The sequence below is a fragment of the Serratia sp. PAMC26656 genome (assembly GCF_016469055.2).
In the GTDB taxonomy this organism is placed as follows: domain Bacteria; phylum Pseudomonadota; class Gammaproteobacteria; order Enterobacterales; family Enterobacteriaceae; genus Serratia; species Serratia plymuthica.
The window spans coordinates 1,945,933-1,960,443 of the sequence record NZ_CP150486.1; the positions used below are offsets into that span (position 1 = coordinate 1,945,933).

At 51.1% G+C, this 14,511-nt stretch carries 26 protein-coding genes; 11 read left to right on the forward strand and 15 right to left on the reverse strand.

The genetic code is table 11. The annotated features are described in order from the left end of the window. Nucleotides 1-133: 133 nt before the first annotated feature. Genes JEM67_RS09800 through JEM67_RS09855 form a run of 12 tightly spaced genes read right to left on the reverse strand, consistent with a single transcriptional unit; the run spans nt 134 to nt 4,441 of the window. Complete coding sequence (locus JEM67_RS09800; RefSeq protein ID WP_199635095.1) at nt 134-487, reverse strand: hypothetical protein; 354 nt, start codon at nt 485-487, stop codon at nt 134-136. Then, complete coding sequence (locus JEM67_RS09805) at nt 480-791, reverse strand: hypothetical protein (RefSeq protein ID WP_199635094.1); 312 nt, start codon at nt 789-791, stop codon at nt 480-482. Before JEM67_RS09805 ends, JEM67_RS09800 begins: the two co-directional genes overlap by 8 nt. Further along, entirely contained in the window at nt 781-1,014 is a 234-nt protein-coding gene (locus tag JEM67_RS09810; protein WP_199635093.1) for a DUF7446 family protein, read from the reverse strand. The genes JEM67_RS09805 and JEM67_RS09810 overlap by 11 nt, the downstream gene beginning before the upstream one ends. Continuing rightward, a complete protein-coding gene (locus tag JEM67_RS09815) occupies nt 1,014-1,220 on the reverse strand; it encodes a hypothetical protein (protein WP_199635092.1) in 207 nt (68 codons plus the stop codon). Before JEM67_RS09815 ends, JEM67_RS09810 begins: the two co-directional genes overlap by 1 nt. Beyond that, complete coding sequence (locus JEM67_RS09820) at nt 1,217-1,537, reverse strand: hypothetical protein (protein WP_199635091.1); 321 nt, start codon at nt 1,535-1,537, stop codon at nt 1,217-1,219. Before JEM67_RS09820 ends, JEM67_RS09815 begins: the two co-directional genes overlap by 4 nt. Continuing rightward, entirely contained in the window at nt 1,534-1,713 is a 180-nt protein-coding gene (locus JEM67_RS09825; protein WP_426406363.1) for a hypothetical protein, read from the reverse strand. Before JEM67_RS09825 ends, JEM67_RS09820 begins: the two co-directional genes overlap by 4 nt. A 31-nt stretch (nt 1,714-1,744) precedes the next feature. Next, nucleotides 1,745-1,885, reverse strand: coding sequence for a hypothetical protein (locus tag JEM67_RS09830; RefSeq protein WP_199634932.1), 141 nt, complete (start codon nt 1,883-1,885; stop codon nt 1,745-1,747). Continuing rightward, on the reverse strand, nt 1,878-2,156 hold the full coding sequence (locus tag JEM67_RS09835) for a hypothetical protein (RefSeq protein WP_199635089.1): 279 nt from the start codon (nt 2,154-2,156) through the stop codon (nt 1,878-1,880). Before JEM67_RS09835 ends, JEM67_RS09830 begins: the two co-directional genes overlap by 8 nt. Then, nucleotides 2,143-2,811 carry a hypothetical protein gene (locus tag JEM67_RS09840; RefSeq protein WP_199635088.1) on the reverse strand — a complete coding sequence of 223 codons (669 nt, stop codon included), beginning with the start codon at nt 2,809-2,811 and terminating at the stop codon, nt 2,143-2,145. The genes JEM67_RS09835 and JEM67_RS09840 overlap by 14 nt, the downstream gene beginning before the upstream one ends. Further along, on the reverse strand, nt 2,808-3,101 hold the full coding sequence (locus JEM67_RS09845) for a hypothetical protein (protein WP_199635087.1): 294 nt from the start codon (nt 3,099-3,101) through the stop codon (nt 2,808-2,810). The genes JEM67_RS09840 and JEM67_RS09845 overlap by 4 nt, the downstream gene beginning before the upstream one ends. A 1-nt stretch (nt 3,102) precedes the next feature. Next, nucleotides 3,103-3,615 (reverse strand): hypothetical protein, encoded by a 513-nt coding sequence (locus tag JEM67_RS09850; RefSeq protein WP_199635086.1) that lies wholly within the window; start codon nt 3,613-3,615, stop codon nt 3,103-3,105. Then, the gene (locus tag JEM67_RS09855) at nt 3,599-4,441 is read right to left on the reverse strand and encodes a ParB/RepB/Spo0J family partition protein (protein WP_199635085.1); all 843 of its coding nucleotides are present in this window, start codon (nt 4,439-4,441) and stop codon (nt 3,599-3,601) included. The genes JEM67_RS09850 and JEM67_RS09855 overlap by 17 nt, the downstream gene beginning before the upstream one ends. A gap of 1,644 nt (nt 4,442-6,085) precedes the next feature. Here JEM67_RS09855 and JEM67_RS09860 point away from each other — a divergent pair. Next, nucleotides 6,086-6,292 carry a hypothetical protein gene (locus tag JEM67_RS09860; protein ID WP_199635084.1) on the forward strand — a complete coding sequence of 69 codons (207 nt, stop codon included), beginning with the start codon at nt 6,086-6,088 and terminating at the stop codon, nt 6,290-6,292. Between the two features lie 37 nt (nt 6,293-6,329). Here the strand turns inward: JEM67_RS09860 and JEM67_RS09865 are convergent, their stop codons facing one another. From JEM67_RS09865 to JEM67_RS09875, 3 genes are read right to left on the reverse strand one after another with little or no spacing between them, the layout of a single operon-like run. Beyond that, on the reverse strand, nt 6,330-6,632 hold the full coding sequence (locus JEM67_RS09865; protein WP_199635083.1) for a hypothetical protein: 303 nt from the start codon (nt 6,630-6,632) through the stop codon (nt 6,330-6,332). Then, nucleotides 6,632-7,075: a hypothetical protein gene (locus tag JEM67_RS09870; RefSeq protein ID WP_199635082.1), complete on the reverse strand. Its 444-nt coding sequence runs from the start codon at nt 7,073-7,075 to the stop codon at nt 6,632-6,634. The genes JEM67_RS09865 and JEM67_RS09870 overlap by 1 nt, the downstream gene beginning before the upstream one ends. Nucleotides 7,076-7,100: 25 nt before the next feature. After that, a complete protein-coding gene (locus JEM67_RS09875; RefSeq protein ID WP_199635081.1) occupies nt 7,101-7,745 on the reverse strand; it encodes a S24 family peptidase in 645 nt (214 codons plus the stop codon). Nucleotides 7,746-7,836: 91 nt separating this feature from the next. Between JEM67_RS09875 and JEM67_RS09880 the strand changes: the two genes are divergently transcribed. The 10 genes from JEM67_RS09880 to JEM67_RS09925 all read left to right on the forward strand — a co-directional run bounded on the left by JEM67_RS09880 (nt 7,837) and on the right by JEM67_RS09925 (nt 14,501). Continuing rightward, nucleotides 7,837-8,064 (forward strand): transcriptional regulator, encoded by a 228-nt coding sequence (locus tag JEM67_RS09880; protein WP_199635080.1) that lies wholly within the window; start codon nt 7,837-7,839, stop codon nt 8,062-8,064. 15 nt (nt 8,065-8,079) lie between these two features. Continuing rightward, the gene (locus tag JEM67_RS09885) at nt 8,080-8,406 is read left to right on the forward strand and encodes a CII family transcriptional regulator (RefSeq protein ID WP_199635079.1); all 327 of its coding nucleotides are present in this window, start codon (nt 8,080-8,082) and stop codon (nt 8,404-8,406) included. Nucleotides 8,407-8,698: 292 nt separating this feature from the next. Then, a complete protein-coding gene (locus tag JEM67_RS09890; RefSeq protein WP_199635078.1) occupies nt 8,699-9,379 on the forward strand; it encodes a phage antirepressor KilAC domain-containing protein in 681 nt (226 codons plus the stop codon). Between the two features lie 3 nt (nt 9,380-9,382). Continuing rightward, nucleotides 9,383-9,586 carry a DUF4222 domain-containing protein gene (locus JEM67_RS09895; protein ID WP_199635077.1) on the forward strand — a complete coding sequence of 68 codons (204 nt, stop codon included), beginning with the start codon at nt 9,383-9,385 and terminating at the stop codon, nt 9,584-9,586. Then, complete coding sequence (locus JEM67_RS09900) at nt 9,583-10,647, forward strand: hypothetical protein (RefSeq protein ID WP_199635076.1); 1,065 nt, start codon at nt 9,583-9,585, stop codon at nt 10,645-10,647. Before JEM67_RS09895 ends, JEM67_RS09900 begins: the two co-directional genes overlap by 4 nt. Continuing rightward, nucleotides 10,647-11,621 (forward strand): DUF968 domain-containing protein, encoded by a 975-nt coding sequence (locus JEM67_RS09905; protein ID WP_199635075.1) that lies wholly within the window; start codon nt 10,647-10,649, stop codon nt 11,619-11,621. Before JEM67_RS09900 ends, JEM67_RS09905 begins: the two co-directional genes overlap by 1 nt. Then, on the forward strand, nt 11,618-11,974 hold the full coding sequence (locus tag JEM67_RS09910; protein WP_199635074.1) for a RusA family crossover junction endodeoxyribonuclease: 357 nt from the start codon (nt 11,618-11,620) through the stop codon (nt 11,972-11,974). Before JEM67_RS09905 ends, JEM67_RS09910 begins: the two co-directional genes overlap by 4 nt. Further along, nucleotides 11,971-12,675, forward strand: a complete 705-nt coding sequence (locus tag JEM67_RS09915) for an antitermination protein (protein WP_199635073.1) — start codon at nt 11,971-11,973, stop codon at nt 12,673-12,675. Before JEM67_RS09910 ends, JEM67_RS09915 begins: the two co-directional genes overlap by 4 nt. A gap of 171 nt (nt 12,676-12,846) precedes the next feature. Beyond that, nucleotides 12,847-13,125 (forward strand): hypothetical protein, encoded by a 279-nt coding sequence (locus JEM67_RS09920; protein WP_199635072.1) that lies wholly within the window; start codon nt 12,847-12,849, stop codon nt 13,123-13,125. A gap of 455 nt (nt 13,126-13,580) precedes the next feature. After that, entirely contained in the window at nt 13,581-14,501 is a 921-nt protein-coding gene (locus JEM67_RS09925; protein ID WP_233527584.1) for a hypothetical protein, read from the forward strand. Nucleotides 14,502-14,511: the final 10 nt, after the last annotated feature.

A 14,511-nucleotide genomic window follows, 5' to 3' on the forward strand; every position in this document is an offset into this window, starting at 1 on the left:
GGCTACCGCGCACATCCTCGATATCGTCTTCACTGAAAAAAATTGGCTTGCCGCAGTGGGGGGCACATACACCCCCATTCGCCGTCGGCACGTCCGATGCGATCCACTGTCAAAATTTCGTTGCTTGCCATGGCTACTCATCCCCCTCTACGGTGAATGTGAAGCCAGCATTTTTGATTGCGAGGCGTGTTAACCCGGCGTTAAATTTCCCGCGCGATGCCGTCGGCAACCTCACCGGCGTAGCCAGCTGCTTTTCTGCTGACTCAGCCCGCTCGGTCAGGTTCATTGCTTTGGCGCACATCACATCAACTCTGGCGTTTGCCGCGTCAATTTCGCTATCCTTCGCTTCCAGCTCTGCCAGCAGGGCGGAGATCACTTCGGGGTTTGCCGCATGCAGCCATCCCACAGTTGTTTTCCCGCCGTTGGTTTGCTGCCACGTCGCCATAGCCGCCGGAAGATGCTCTTTCAGTTCGCTGAATTTATCCATTGTTCTTGTCCCGCTGAAATTCGAAGAAGTCGCCGCCAGCGCCCATGTGGTACATCAGTTGCTGGTACTCGTTTGCGATAGCTTGAGATACCCGAAATTCATCACGTAGTGCCTGCGCTGCCGCCTGCCATGCGTCACGGTCTGAAAGCAGGGCGGATACGTACTCTTGCGAGTAGAGGGCGTGCTCCCCATATCCTCTAATGGTCACCTGGCCAAGTATCATTCGGCCAGATTGCATTAGCTCGATGTCTTCTTTCGCTGCATAACCCACAGGCTTGCTCAGTTCGCTCAGCTTATTGTCCATCTTTGGCCTCCCGAACCTGTACGCTTATCACCAATTCACGACCGTCTCTTAACTGATAAACCTTGCTCTTTTTCGTGGTATACAGATGCTCTGCAACGGCAGAACACGCCATGTCTGTTACGTCAGTTTTCTGCCCAACCCACAATCCCTTTTCAGTGTTCAGCGTACCGTAGTAGATGTTTCCAGTTATAGCACTGGCACCCATCGTCTTTATCTTGCTCATCACTCACGCTCCAGGGCGATTGCGCCTTCTTCCGGATACTCAGCATCGTGAGCGATTAGGCCGTGATAGTCAGGACCGCCTTGTTCACCAGCGATAGTGCCTTCACCGATCCAGACTTCAGTATCGAGTTGACCGGCATCCGGTTGTTCGTAGTTGATGCCCATCAGGTCGCAGATGTCGCAAATTTGTTGGATTGTCAGATTCATAATGCTTTCTCCTCTGGTATCAGCGGCATAAACGACAAATCAGCAAAAAATTCCCCGAACCCAAAACAGACGGAGTATGCCAATCGGCCGTGCGGTTTGAATCCGGGGTTAGTGATATCGGTTGTCGCGTAGGTCGCTGTGATTTCATCGACAACAGCCTGTGGTAGTGACGGCTCATCGACCCACGGAATGCAAATCAGGTCGAAGTCTCTGGCCATCGTCCCGTGAATAGCCATTGCATACCCATGTTTGCGAGCAATTTCAGCCAGCGCCGGGTAGAGTGAGCAGTAAACCGGTGCGAAATTTGCTGGTTTCATGATGCTTTCTCCTGGGCTTCAGCCCGTCGTACTGCGTTTTCAAAAGCTATGCACTGGCGGGACAGATAGAATCCTTCCGGTACAGACCAGCTTCTGGTTTGCGTTACAACCCAATCGCCGGAATGTTTGCATCTTCCCTGAAACTGGGTATTGCTGAGCCAGTGCGGCATTCCCATCACACGCCGTGCCTGCCTGTTGCTCTTACGCTTAGCCACAGCTCACCTCCGCATATCTGACTCGCCCGTAGTACATGCCAGTGCGCCAGCGGTAGTGCTTGCTCGGCTGCCACATGTCCTGTTCTGTCGTTAATTCGATGCCGCGCACCAGACGCGGTTTGCGCTTAGCCATGCTGGGCCTCCTCGCGGTAATCTCCGGCGGAATTTATCCCGTTCAGCCATACACCTTCTCGTTCTTCAATAATCGAACGAACCAGGTGAGCGGCACTCACGATACTTTCCTTGATGGTGGCCAGGTCGCGATTGCGGTCGGCGGCCTTCATCTTTTCACCTGCGATAGCGGCAGAGATATGCGCCGAAACAAGGCCATCTAACAGCTTGCGGATTTCCAAGCTGTCAAAGTCGCCAGGGTATTGGACTTTTGCTTTTTCATTTGCTGGCATCACTACCTCCCACACGCTTGAACTCGATCACCCACACCCAGGGGTTAACCTTGAAATCGTTATCTGGGTAAATTCCGTCCCACAAATCACGGAACCACAGCCATGGGTCATGCGCGCCACCATCCACTTCACGCTCCACTGGGTATCCCTCAGCCTTGGCATCCTCCTCGCTGATATCGTTCAGTCGCTCAACGCGCACGGCGGTGATTTCCAACAGGATGCGGCAGGCTTTACGCGGCATGTGAAGCGAAGGTGTCCACTTAAGCCCATACTCTTTGCGGACTTCATCGCCATAACTTCCAGCCGGGGTGTCTGCGCGATATGCGAACCCGTCAAATTTCCCGGTAGTGGCTTCAATGCCGGTGCCGGTTAAGTCCATGAACGTCTCGCGTACCCACAGCCGATCGCCTACCTGGCCGAATGGGCAACAATGCTCTTGAAAGAAATGATGGCAATCGGCAATAGGTGAGTTGCCTGGCATGAAGTCCGAAACATGAACCATGCTTTCTAATTTCTTCGACGAAAACCAAAAGTCTCCTGGCCGTGTTTTTGATGGCTTTGGCTGAACCTTCATAACCCGACGCGTCTGGGTCTTGCGTCCGTCGAGGATGGCGCGAACCATCTCACCGTTGAAAATCACTGGGCGCTCTTTCATTTGGCCTCCCGCAGTTCGTCGCCTTCGAATTTAGTTCCGCAGAGAGGGCAGTAACTCATCATGCAAAGGTGATCTGCTTTGGTCTGGTTGGTAGCGAGTCCGCCGCCCTTGCGCTTGCGGTAATAGCGGAATTTAAAATTCATCGCCACCGGAGACTGATCGCCACCGTTGAAGCTGTAGAGCGAGTTCTCGAACCCAGCATCTTCAATCTCACCAAGCGCATCGCCGACTTTCTCAGAAATGCGTTGCTTGAACAGCGCAGCTGTTTTTTCAAAGCAATTACAGGCCATGTTATTTACCCTCCCGCAGTTCGGTGGCGAACTCTTCACCTTTAGCTTCCAAATGGTCAGCATATTCACCAAAATGCACTAGGCTGTATCCATCTTCACCGCCAGCCGTGCGTAAGCGTTCAGCAACTTTGGTGACGAACTTCTCCACTCCCCGCGCTTCGATGGCGGCAAGGGCGGCGTCAGTGTCCGGGGTTTCTGGATTCCAATCATTGTCTCCAAACCAGTTATCAAGCGGTTCGGTTGCCCCGTTCAGGTGCCACCCCAAAACCTCAAACCCTTTTCCGTATAGTTCTTCGTTAAATCCGTCAACCGCCACCCGCAGCGTCGCATTCTCCACAGCCAGCGCATCGGCTCGTTTCTGCTGCGCATCGCGATCAGCCTTCACCAATTCCAGTTCAGAAAACAACGTTGCATAGTCACCGTGTGCCACGTAGCCGCCCTCCGGGGTTTCACGCATATAAGCGAGCTCATGGGAAATGCTCAGCGAAAAGTCAGGATTAAAGCGCTTGATCATCGATGGCCTCCTGGGCGGGGTTCTGCTGCCGGTACTCGTTGAGGATTTTGTTTATTTCCTCTCTGGTTCCCGGAGTGAGCAGTAACACATCACCTTCTTCACGAAGCATTGGGGCAGCGTCATAAAGCAGCTCGCATAATCTGCGTGCGCGGGTGGCACTGAATAGGGGGGTGATAAAGGACTTGGTGACCTTCTTCTTGCCTGCCTTCTTGGCCTTTTCGACGTCACCGGCAAGCACTTTTCCCGCTGCTTCGCCGTGCTCTTTCACGCGGTCCACAGCAGCATCAACGGCAACAGAACCTTCTCTAACAAGCGTCTGAACGTCGTGATTTGCTTGGCTGAATGCCAGCAACTTATCGACTGTCGCGCGACTCTTGCCGACCAGCGCCGCTATTTCATCAGGGGAAAGGTTAAACCCAGCCAGCTCTTTCACGACGAGCGATTGCTCGTAAGGGGATAGTGGTAACTGGGTGTTGCTGTTCATGATGCGTGCGATGCGCTCTACATCATTCCCAACGAATGGAATTATTTGTATGCGCTCTACCGGCTTACCCGCTTCTCGGCAGCGACTGTAAGCACGATGGCGGCGATGGCCTTCGACTACCCAAACACCACCTTCATCGCGAACCCTTACTTCGAGCGGTGGCACTTGCTTACCTTTCATCAGGTGCTGAAAGAGCTTTTCATCTTCGGCCTGAGAGTGTTCATTCTCCACGCGCTTGTTAAAGCCTTCCTGCACATGAATATCGTCCAGATCCATTGTCATGCGGCCGTCAGGGCGCTTTATGGTGCCGTCCTTTGCCATCTGCTTAAATGAGTTAGCCATTATTTGCTCCGTCAAATGAGTGCTTAAGCTGGATCATGGCGAGGTACCACAGAGAAGGGCTTTGAAGAGACTTAGCCGCCCGAGCTGCAAACTGAGCGGTTCTGAATTGGCAGTTTCTGTTCAAACTCACCATGCTGGGCTCCGTTGCTGAGCATGCAGGCGGCGCTGCAGGGTTTTAATGGTCTGCCGGGTGATGTAATAGTTAGAGCAGGTGTCAGCGCAGACGAGCATTCTCACAGTCTTATATCTGCCGCCTTCGTAGCGCTGAATGCTCACGCCTTTTTTCTCTACGTCTCGCGTCTTACCGCAGTGCTCACAGCATTGTGTGGTGGTTTGCATAACATGTCCTCTCATTGAAATTCACATGGGTAAAGGCGCTGCCTGGGTTGATGCGCGCGCTCGGTTTCCCTACGGTTCCAGCACTCCGGAGCAGTGGGCAGAGCCTTTATTGATGTGAAAAAAAGGCCCCGGCGAGCGGGGCAAAGGATGTAGCAAGGGAAGTGGTACGAGCAGGCTTGTGATAACTCACGCACCTGGTGGCACATCGAACCGGGGCTTTATACTGTGTAGGTTAAAAGGATGAACCGGAATGATGTGCCACCAGATAAGTGAGTAACGCCGGTGTTACCCGGCGAAATAGAAACCCGCGACTGACCAGAACGCGACGCAGATGACAACCACGCCCAGCCAAACGATTTGATTAAATGTCATGATTGCCTCGGTGAGCCCCGTAGGGCGCGGTTGGTGTTATTGCGGCTTACCTTTTGGGAAACATTTTTTGCAGAAAGATTCAGGCTGCGCTGCGGCCACCACGTTCTCGTCTATCTGCGTATTTCGCATTCCGCGATGTCCTGAGCTACAGCCAACGGCCTGCGGACCTAAGCGCCAATGAATAATACCGGTCCTGCTCTTCCCGTATTGCCTAACTCTGACGTAGTTGCTCATCGTGTAACCCTCTGCTGTGTAGTGGTCTTATGCCTACCGCCCCAAACTGGCAGCGGCAGGGTAAATCCACTCGTCATTTTTAGGCTGGTTGCTGCGTTAATGGGGCGCCATGCCAAACTGCCCAGTGCGCAATGCGCTTCCTTTCCCCTGGTGCGTCGCTGCGGGAACTTGGCCCTTACCGCTATGCGGCTGGACGGTATTTGCGGTCGTCCCGTTTATTCACTACATGATCAAGCCCTCCAGTTGTCTGCCTGTTCGTTGCTGGGTCAGGCTCCCGCGCTTAAGTCCCACGCACCCGTCATAGCCGAAGCTGATAAATGCGCTGGGGTAAAAGTTGTGCATGACCTGTCAGCCTCCCACTGCGTAATCCTCTCCGTAAGCTATCGCCCTCAAGCGACTCACCTACCTGCCTGGTATCCGTACCGGCGCTCTTTCAATTTGCCAGGGCGCGGCGGTCAGCCTGTCATGCGGTTCTGATTGTTAAAGAGCGTCCCGGTGGTTTGGGGTGACGTTGTTGCTGTCGATGGAATGAGTTTAATAAATAATAAACTTTATCGTCAAGTAAACACTAAACATAAAAGGGTGGTTAATCGTTAACTAATTGAGTGTTTAGAGAATTTAGTTTTTGTGATTTACTTGAAGGGAATGACTAGGCCGGGATATGGGTGTATTTTGAGTGAAATTTGTACGGAGGTGGGTATGGAAACGAACTGGGAAGACGAGCGGGCTGCTTTTATGGCGGGTGAAATCGGAGAGGCGGTGATGCAACTGGTAATTGATGGGGCAGAGATAAGTCAAGGCAACATCGTTGATTACCTGGAACTGAAGCGAAAGACCGTTGGCAACACGATTCACAAAGGGGTGTTGCGTGATGCTGCAGCTTTAGTTCGAAGGGGAGGGAGGTAGGGCATAAAAAACCCGGCACATAGGGCCGGGTGAGATGCTACTGAGTTACTGCCTTTATAATTGCCGGAATTGCAGGAATTAGCTGCGCAAAAACGACCGCCCCAACAACCCATAGAATTATGCTTGTTTTTGCATCGCTTACATCTGCTTTGGTAGCGTAATTTGAGCGCATGACAGCGATGTCAGTTTTCATGCTTTGCACGTCGTCTTCTAATTTTTTGATTCTACCGATCACGTCATCGCCTCCACCGTTGCCATCACCATGCTTGATAGTATGGGGGTGTTCAGGCTGATTTTCAATTGCGGATAGTTTGTTGGGGAACTGAAACATCTGGGCCATTAAGCTTCGTCCTTATGTTCAGCAACAATGAGAGAACAAGACTTTTTCTCAACTAGTTCTTTTTCACTTTCTGATTTATAACGAAATAGTTCAAGAACGAACGTATAAATGCCTGGCTTTTCTAAAGCAACCCCCCTCATATACATCGAAGAAATCAGTGCTAACTGATTAGGGATCGGGATGCCGTACAAAGGAACATCCATAGTGCTCTCTTCGTTTTTATCTACCTTCAATACAGATTGCCCATCATAGAAAACGTCAGCCGATGTCATGTATGCATGCTCATCTAAAAACATCAATCCTGCAGTTATATAAAATGAATATAGATTTGAAAAATCAATATCATAAAGAATAAGTGTCGGTAAGTGCAATCCTGACGCCGCAGTGCCCTCTTGTATTAAAGTGGGGTATAGAAAAGCTATTTTCTCTTGACGCTCTGACATATGGAGTCCTTTATGTCTTCAGCATTTAGCCATGTCGCTTAAATGCTTGGGATTGGCTCAGCAAAACCCTACCAATGACCTTAAGCTTGTGTTCATTTTCTTCGGTGATTGCCCAGTCGGTGTACTGAGAATTGTCAGAGTGAACCAGTAAGTGATCTGGAAGCATCTGGAGTCTTTTCACGTGCAGATGGTTTTTGTACAGAAATACATAGATGCCATCGCCACTGAAGTAGTCCTTGCTCACATCAACAAAAATCGCATCACCAAGCTCGATAGTGCCAGCCATGCTGTCACCATCTACGGTAATCATCTTTACCTGTGACGCTTGCTTGCCGCCGAACATCTGCAAAGCGTGCTCATCAGTGTATTCAATCGAACGTATTGTCTGAACCACTTCGCTGCTTATTACTCCCGGTCCAGCACTCGCCTGGACGTCCAGAACTTCGATTTTGTAATTGGAACTTTCCTGCTGCTCCAGCCGATCGTCGCTGACGTCATCTAGAAAGCCCGTAGGCATTCCATAAGTTGTTTCAAGCCGTCTTGCAGCTCTCTCACCAAAAGATGCCTTACCCGTCATCAACTGTGATAGGTAGCTCTTTTCATTGGTTGGTAGCGTCTTATCTGCGAACCAAGCCTTCAGGCGCTCACGCCGATTTTCAGTCGTATTCATTTTTCCATTCTGCTTAGTAGCTACTAAACAAGCAAATACTTGACGTTTAGTTTAGTGTTCAATAAACTTCAGTTAACTTATGAGGTGATCTATGCAACTAAAGCAATACATCGACGAATTAGAGCGTGGGGAGGCAAAAAAGCTTGCTGAGCGATTGCTTGTTTCCAGCTCCTACTTATCTCAGATGGCTTCTGGCCGGTGTTCCATTTCACCTGCGCGTTGCGTCGAGATCGAAACAGCAACAAACGGCAAAGTTAGTCGTCGGGATCTTCGTCCAGATGATTGGCAAAAGATTTGGCCGGAGCTATCTGCTGCTTAACAGGGACAATTATCAATGGAAAACAATGCAATAGCACGAAAGTCAGAACTACCGAAACTCAAGCCAGTTGAAATGGAAGGCTTAATTCTCAAACGCCTTGCGTCAGTTGGGCAAAAGCCAGTGGCGGACGCAATTAGCGTTGATGAATCGACGCTTAGTCGGTGGAAGGGAAAGGGCGGTCACATTGAGCAATTTTGCCGATTGCTGACGGAGTTGGGGATTCAGTTGGCACCACCAGGCGCGGTCCTCGTTCGTCGTGACTACCTCTTTTCGATGGAGACGCTTGCAGAGATTGGAATGAAAGCTGAACGCATGCGGCCAGAGCCGCTGGGATGGGACTAATGGCGTGGGACACATTCGTTTATGAAAACGTCAGGAAGCAACTGATAGCTGAGGGATTTAGTGAGGCTCTGGCGGTTGTGGGGGGCATCACGCAGCGGACCTGTATCGCCGGAAGTCACAGGCGAGCAAGAAAGCTGCGATGTATGACGACTGTCTCGCTATGGCTCGGCGGTATGTGCTGGGAAGTTGCACAAAGGACGAGAAGCCTGTGGCAGGGAAGAAAAAAAGCCGAACAGCTGTAACTGGTCGGCCATCACTTTTCTGAGAACTAATTCTAAGAGGCGAATTCATTATGGCAAACGTAGCGATCTGTGGCAACAGCCTGAAAATGACCAGCCGTGAAATTGCCGAGTTGACTGGCAAGCAGCACGGCCACGTCATGCGCGACATTGAAGCCATGCTTGAGCAGCTTGGTGAAAACGCTGAGGGGTATATCCAGCTTTGGGTACACCCCCAGAATAGCCAACATTACCGGGAATACGCTCTCGACAGGGAGCACACCGAATGCCTGGTTACTGGGTACAGCGCAGCCCTGCGCATGAAGGTAATTAAACGCCTGCATGAGCTGGAAGAGAAAAACTCCCTCGTACCTCAGACCCTGCCTGAGGCTTTGCGTCTGGCTGCAGATATGGCTGAGCAAAAAGCGCAGTTGGAGCTGAAGGTTCGGGCCGATGCCCCGAAGGTGGCATTTGTCGATCACTACGTCGATGCCTCGGGTTCAAAAAGCCTGCGTGCCACTGCCAAGGTGCTGAACATGCCTGAGAAGGCAATGATCGACGCTTTAATCCGCGACAAGGTGCTATTCCGCCAGTCAGGGAACTTGCTCCCCCATGCTCTACGCCAGCGTGATGGTCTTTTCACCGTCAAAACCGGCACATCTGATTTTGGTCACGCCTTTATGCAAACCAGGGTAACGCCCCGTGGCATTCAATGGATCGCTGAACGGTATGCCTCTGAGCTGATGGCTAGCTAACTGATGGAAGAAGAACGCATTGAGGCTTTGGATATGTATTTCCGCGACAGCTACGGCGTTGTAGTGCACGTCATTGGCGTGGACACGAATAACCAGAGGGTGATCTTCAATCGCCCGAGCTTCTTCGGTCGGCCCGGTTATGAGCATGGTCTGTGTGTCTGCCCGCGAAGAGATTTCAAGAAAAAATTCAAAAAGGTTGAAGTATGAAGCCATCCGATCTGGTGCGCGAATTTGGCAACCCGGTTGCGTATTACCCTGGGCTTGTGAAGCACTTGGGTAGCGTAAACGCGGTAGTCCTGTTCTGCCAGTTCTTCTACTGGACCGGTAAAGAGACGTCCGAATTAGGCATCTACAAGACCACTGAGGAGATCGAAGTGGAAACTGGGCTTACCTATGAAGAGCAGTTGAACGCGCGCAAAAAACTGAAGCGAAAAGGCGTGCTGATAGAAACAAATAAGCGTCTTGAGCACAAAATATACTATCGCATAGATACTGACAAATTGGACACAATCCTAACGCAAGCTATTGATATTTCCCCAAATGGGCAAAACCCATCTCGGGAAACCGGGAAAACCCATTTCGCGAACACGGGAAACCCTGATTCGCCAGCACGGGAAAGCCTCGTTGGCGGGGACGGGAAAGCCCATTCCGATCCTACAGAGAATACAACAAAGAATACTACAGAGATTACTACAGAGAAAAAGACTGTACGTCCGCCGGCTGCGCCGACAGACCAGTCGCCAGAGGATTCTCTGAAAATCGATTACGCCGCTGTGCTGGAAGCATTCCACACCACGCTGCCAGAGCTGCCTGTTGTGCTCAAGATGACTGATGGCCGCCGAAAGGGGCTGCGCAAACTCTGGAAGGACTACGACTTAACCACGGAGAAGTGGGGGGCCTACCTACGCTACATCGCGAAGAAATGCCGCTGGATGCTGGAAGACCGTGCAGATACCCAAACGGGCAGGACCTGGAGGAAAAAGGATTTTGATTACCTGATCACTGAGGCGTGCTACCTGAGCGTGAAAGAGGAGCGGGCCAACGACCTGCCGAAGGTTCAGCGCTTGGACAATGCGGCACGTGATGAGGCTTACACCCGACTGGTATCCCAGAGGCAGCAGCCACGTAACGAGGTGGAACGACTGGCGAAGGAAATGTCCGGGGCATTGGGCCGCATGAGCGATTTCGATGCCCGACGCGCATTTGTAGGAATTTGGGCAAAGGCCGTAGAAATGGCCAGTGAAAACGATTTAGCGAGGATTTCCTAATGAGAATGATTCTGAAGTCCAACGTGCAGCGAGACATGGGCATTGCTCTGATTAAGGCTGATCAAACCTTGCTGCCGTACCTGTCAGGACGAGTGATGATTTCAACCGTGCCTGACGAATACAAGGAATTGCCAGAGGGTGCCCTGCCCAAAGTGGAGCACGAGATAGCGAACGATCCCCGCTTGCAGTCTTTCTTCCAACATGAGCGGGTTATTGGCGCTGCTGGTGGTATTAGCTCGATAGAAGCCTGGGCAACGCGGTTTATGGGGTGTCAGTACTGCGGAGATGAGAAGCCTCGCCAGCTGGAAACTCGCCGCTATGGAAATTCGGCTATGCGAATGTGCTGGGGTTGCGACAACAAGACCGACGGGCATATCTCGCCAAAGCTTGATGAACTGGCGAATACGAACGCGGCACGTTGGGTTGTTGAAACAGCGAAATGGCGGCTCAAGTCACCAGGGCAACTGACGGTGCCGGAACTCGTACTGTGGGCGGCAATTTCCGGTGTTGTTGATCTGATCCCCAACGAGATATCGGCCGAACTTTTAGCGCTACCGAATCCGGTACGGGTATCTGGGGCAAGAAAGGAATCTGACATGGCTGTTGGCCCTGCACCCACTGAAATTCTGACCAGGAACGCGATGAAGGCTTTCAAGGTTGATCCTGAACCTCCGAAGGCTTTTATGCTGCGCCCCAAACTGACGCGCGTCGAAGACAGCAAATACACCCGGTGGGTAAAAACTCAGCCGTGCTGTGGTTGCGGTGCGCGTGCTGACGATCCTCACCACATCATCGGGCACGGTCTCGGCGGCATGGGCACCAAGCCAAGCGACTACCTGACAATCCCGTTGTGCCGCACCTGTCATCGTAACCTGCATGACAACCCAACAGCGTGGGAAGCAGAGCATGGTAGCCAAACAGACTTGTTTGCGCAGTTCTTCGATTACTCGGTAGGCATAGGAGCAATAGCGTGAGGACATACAACATCGTCCCGATCCCAAAACCACGCCAAACGCAAAAAGACCGGTGGGCCAAGCGCCCGCCAGTTCTCCGCTACCGCGCTTTTTGTGACGAGGTGAGATTGAACCGCATATCACTGCCTGAGTGCGGCTATCACGTGACGTTTGTATTACCCATGCCAGATAGCTGGAGCAAGAAAAAGCGTGCCGAGATGGCCGGTAAACCGCATCAGCAGAAGCCTGATAAAGACAACTTGGAAAAGGCTTTGTTGGATGCCGTTTTTGAGGACGACTGCCGGATCTGGGACGGTCGAGTAACAAAGGTTTGGGGCGAAGTAGGCAAAATCATTATCGGAGAAATAGCATGAGAATAGAGCACGCACTTTTAGCCAGCAGCCCAAAGTCTCCTTCTGTTATGAGTATGGCTCCAGACACGAAACCGCAGTCAAAGTTGCTAATCGGTCAGGATGGAATACAGCAAGAGAGGCGGATTGTTAGAGCCTCGCAGTGCCAAGGCGGCGGGCAAGGGGGCTATACCGATGTCATGGTTGCATTGGGGATCACGCAGTCCAGGGAGGCGCAAGGGCTCAGCCTGCTCTATGCAAAATTTAACAAAGACAGATCAGAGAGAGAAAAGGCGATAGAGCGGCTAGCTCAGCTTGCTCTTAAACAGGCCCCAAAGCTGGTGGGTAAAGCTGCCGGTAGACAGATGGCGCGTTGCATGGTGCTGTTGTCCAAGCTTGCGGTTGATGATTACTGCAGAACTGCGGACATAGTAAGGGCGCGCTGCAGATGTGGTGGAAGCGGGAAGGTATACGATATCGCGGCCACAAAGGCAGGAGGCAATGCCGTAGAAAAAACCTGCAGTAGATGTCACGGGACAGGGCTAAAGCCAACAACTACGGCCCCGGCGTACAAGGTGGTTAAGGGGTTAATACCAGACCTGAGCCAACCAACGTGGAATAGAAACTGGCAGCGCTTCTATCAGATGCTGATCAGCAAGTGTTACCAGGACGCTGAATCAGCTGAGATAGTGCTTGGCAGGGTGACATCAAATTCGCATGATTGAGTATTATGTCAACTAATTTGCAAATTTTAGAAACCAACTCTTGCATTTTTGAATAAATTTGGCTAGATTTGCTCTTAATGATGGGATTTCAATGTCTACGGGCTGACAAATCACCACCGACACATCAAAAGAACCCGCCTCCGAGCGGGTTTTCTCGTATCTGGAGGTAGGATGTCAAAACACGTTACCGAGAGTCTCGTTTTCCGACCCGCCAGCGAATTACCGACCGCTGATCTGAATGGCCGCGCGGTGCTTGTGTTCAATCCTTGCGATGGTTGGCATGATGGATTTATCCGTGCTCGAGAGGAGGACGGTGAGGTTTATCACGTTGGTATTTACCCTTGGATGGGTAGCGAGCTGCTGCCGCATGATTTTTATATCACCTGGGCTCTGCTGCCTGATGCAGATAAGCTAGCTGAGAAATTCGAATCAGAGAAGCGCTGCTGGTAGCGGTACAACAGGTAAGAGCACTGCAAGCGCTGGAGTATGGGCCGCTATCGGGCGGGCCTGAGAAACCTTGTTGCCTGATAGTTGTTGAATTAAGCAGTGCTCTTTCCGTTGTGATGTGTGCAAGCGCACTGCACCGCAGGCGGGAGGAAGACCGGAAATCGGCTGGGCGGCCACCATACCGCCAATACAGAAACCGAGCGGCCGGAAGTAAGCAGGGGTAGCGCCCTGGTGTCACAACAATCATTAATGGCTGCGCTTATGCATGGCCTTTTTGCATTTCAGCCCCAGCCAACATCCGACACACACTGGCACACCCCGTATCGCCGACTCGTTTACGGTTGGTGGCTGAAATTTGTTAGTTGGTTTTATAGGAAATATTTTTTTACACTCACTTTATTTATGCCAATTTTGTGTTAATTTTTCTCTAAAGGAAATTGACAAATTAAGGGTATAACGTGTTATCGAATCTTGACAGATGGGTTTCATTTTTTGATTTTTCTTTTTCACCCACGCACCCAGCAGCTCCTGATATACCCGTAAATGAAGTGTTACTAAGACTAAAGAATCTTGTAGATCAGGGCGATGCAGTAAAGCTGTACAATAACAGAACTAGAGCTGTCCGCATTTCAGAAATGACCTATGCTGATGGCGATCCTCATGCTGTAATGTTAGTTCAACTCTGCGATCAGAACGGGTCTGACCCTGTTTTTGGGGAGTTGGCAACAGGGGCGTTAAGGCTTGAGCCAAAGCTCGCAGGTGAGGGGATAGCCGTATCTAGCCATATAGTCATATCAACCTCGGTGGTTCCTTTCACAGCAGACCATTTTAAGACTCTAGTAGAGTCAGTGCCGGGTATCAGTAAGTCGATACTCGAACCGTTCCTAAACGCTCTACTTAAGGATGCTTTTGATGGGCAGGAATTTCAAAATCCGGCAACAAAAGCTAAATGTAAGCACCGTCCTAAATTGGCTATTGTTTCCCATGGGTCCCAGACTTTAATGGACGCTCTTCAGGGGGCCAAGCTTCACAACGTCAAGCTGGTTAGCACTAAGAAGATGGGTGGGATGGATAAGACCTCCTATACCGAACTAGCGGAAAGGTCTGTGAGATACAAAATCGTGAAACAGCCGCCGCCGAAGTACAAAGAAAAACTTCTAAGAATCCTCAGAAAGAAAGGCCAGCAGTCTGGGTACACTAAGGTATCAATCAGTTATTCTAAGGATGGGAAGCAGGCCAGCCTTGATCTTGATCGGAATGAGGATGCTGCTACCAAGCTCTTCACCAAGAGCGAGAAGGTCATTCTTGCTGGTGGGATAAATCAATGCGAGAGCGCCATACATCAGCAGCTTTCTGCAAGCATGGTAGGGCTTTTATAGATGAGGTTTC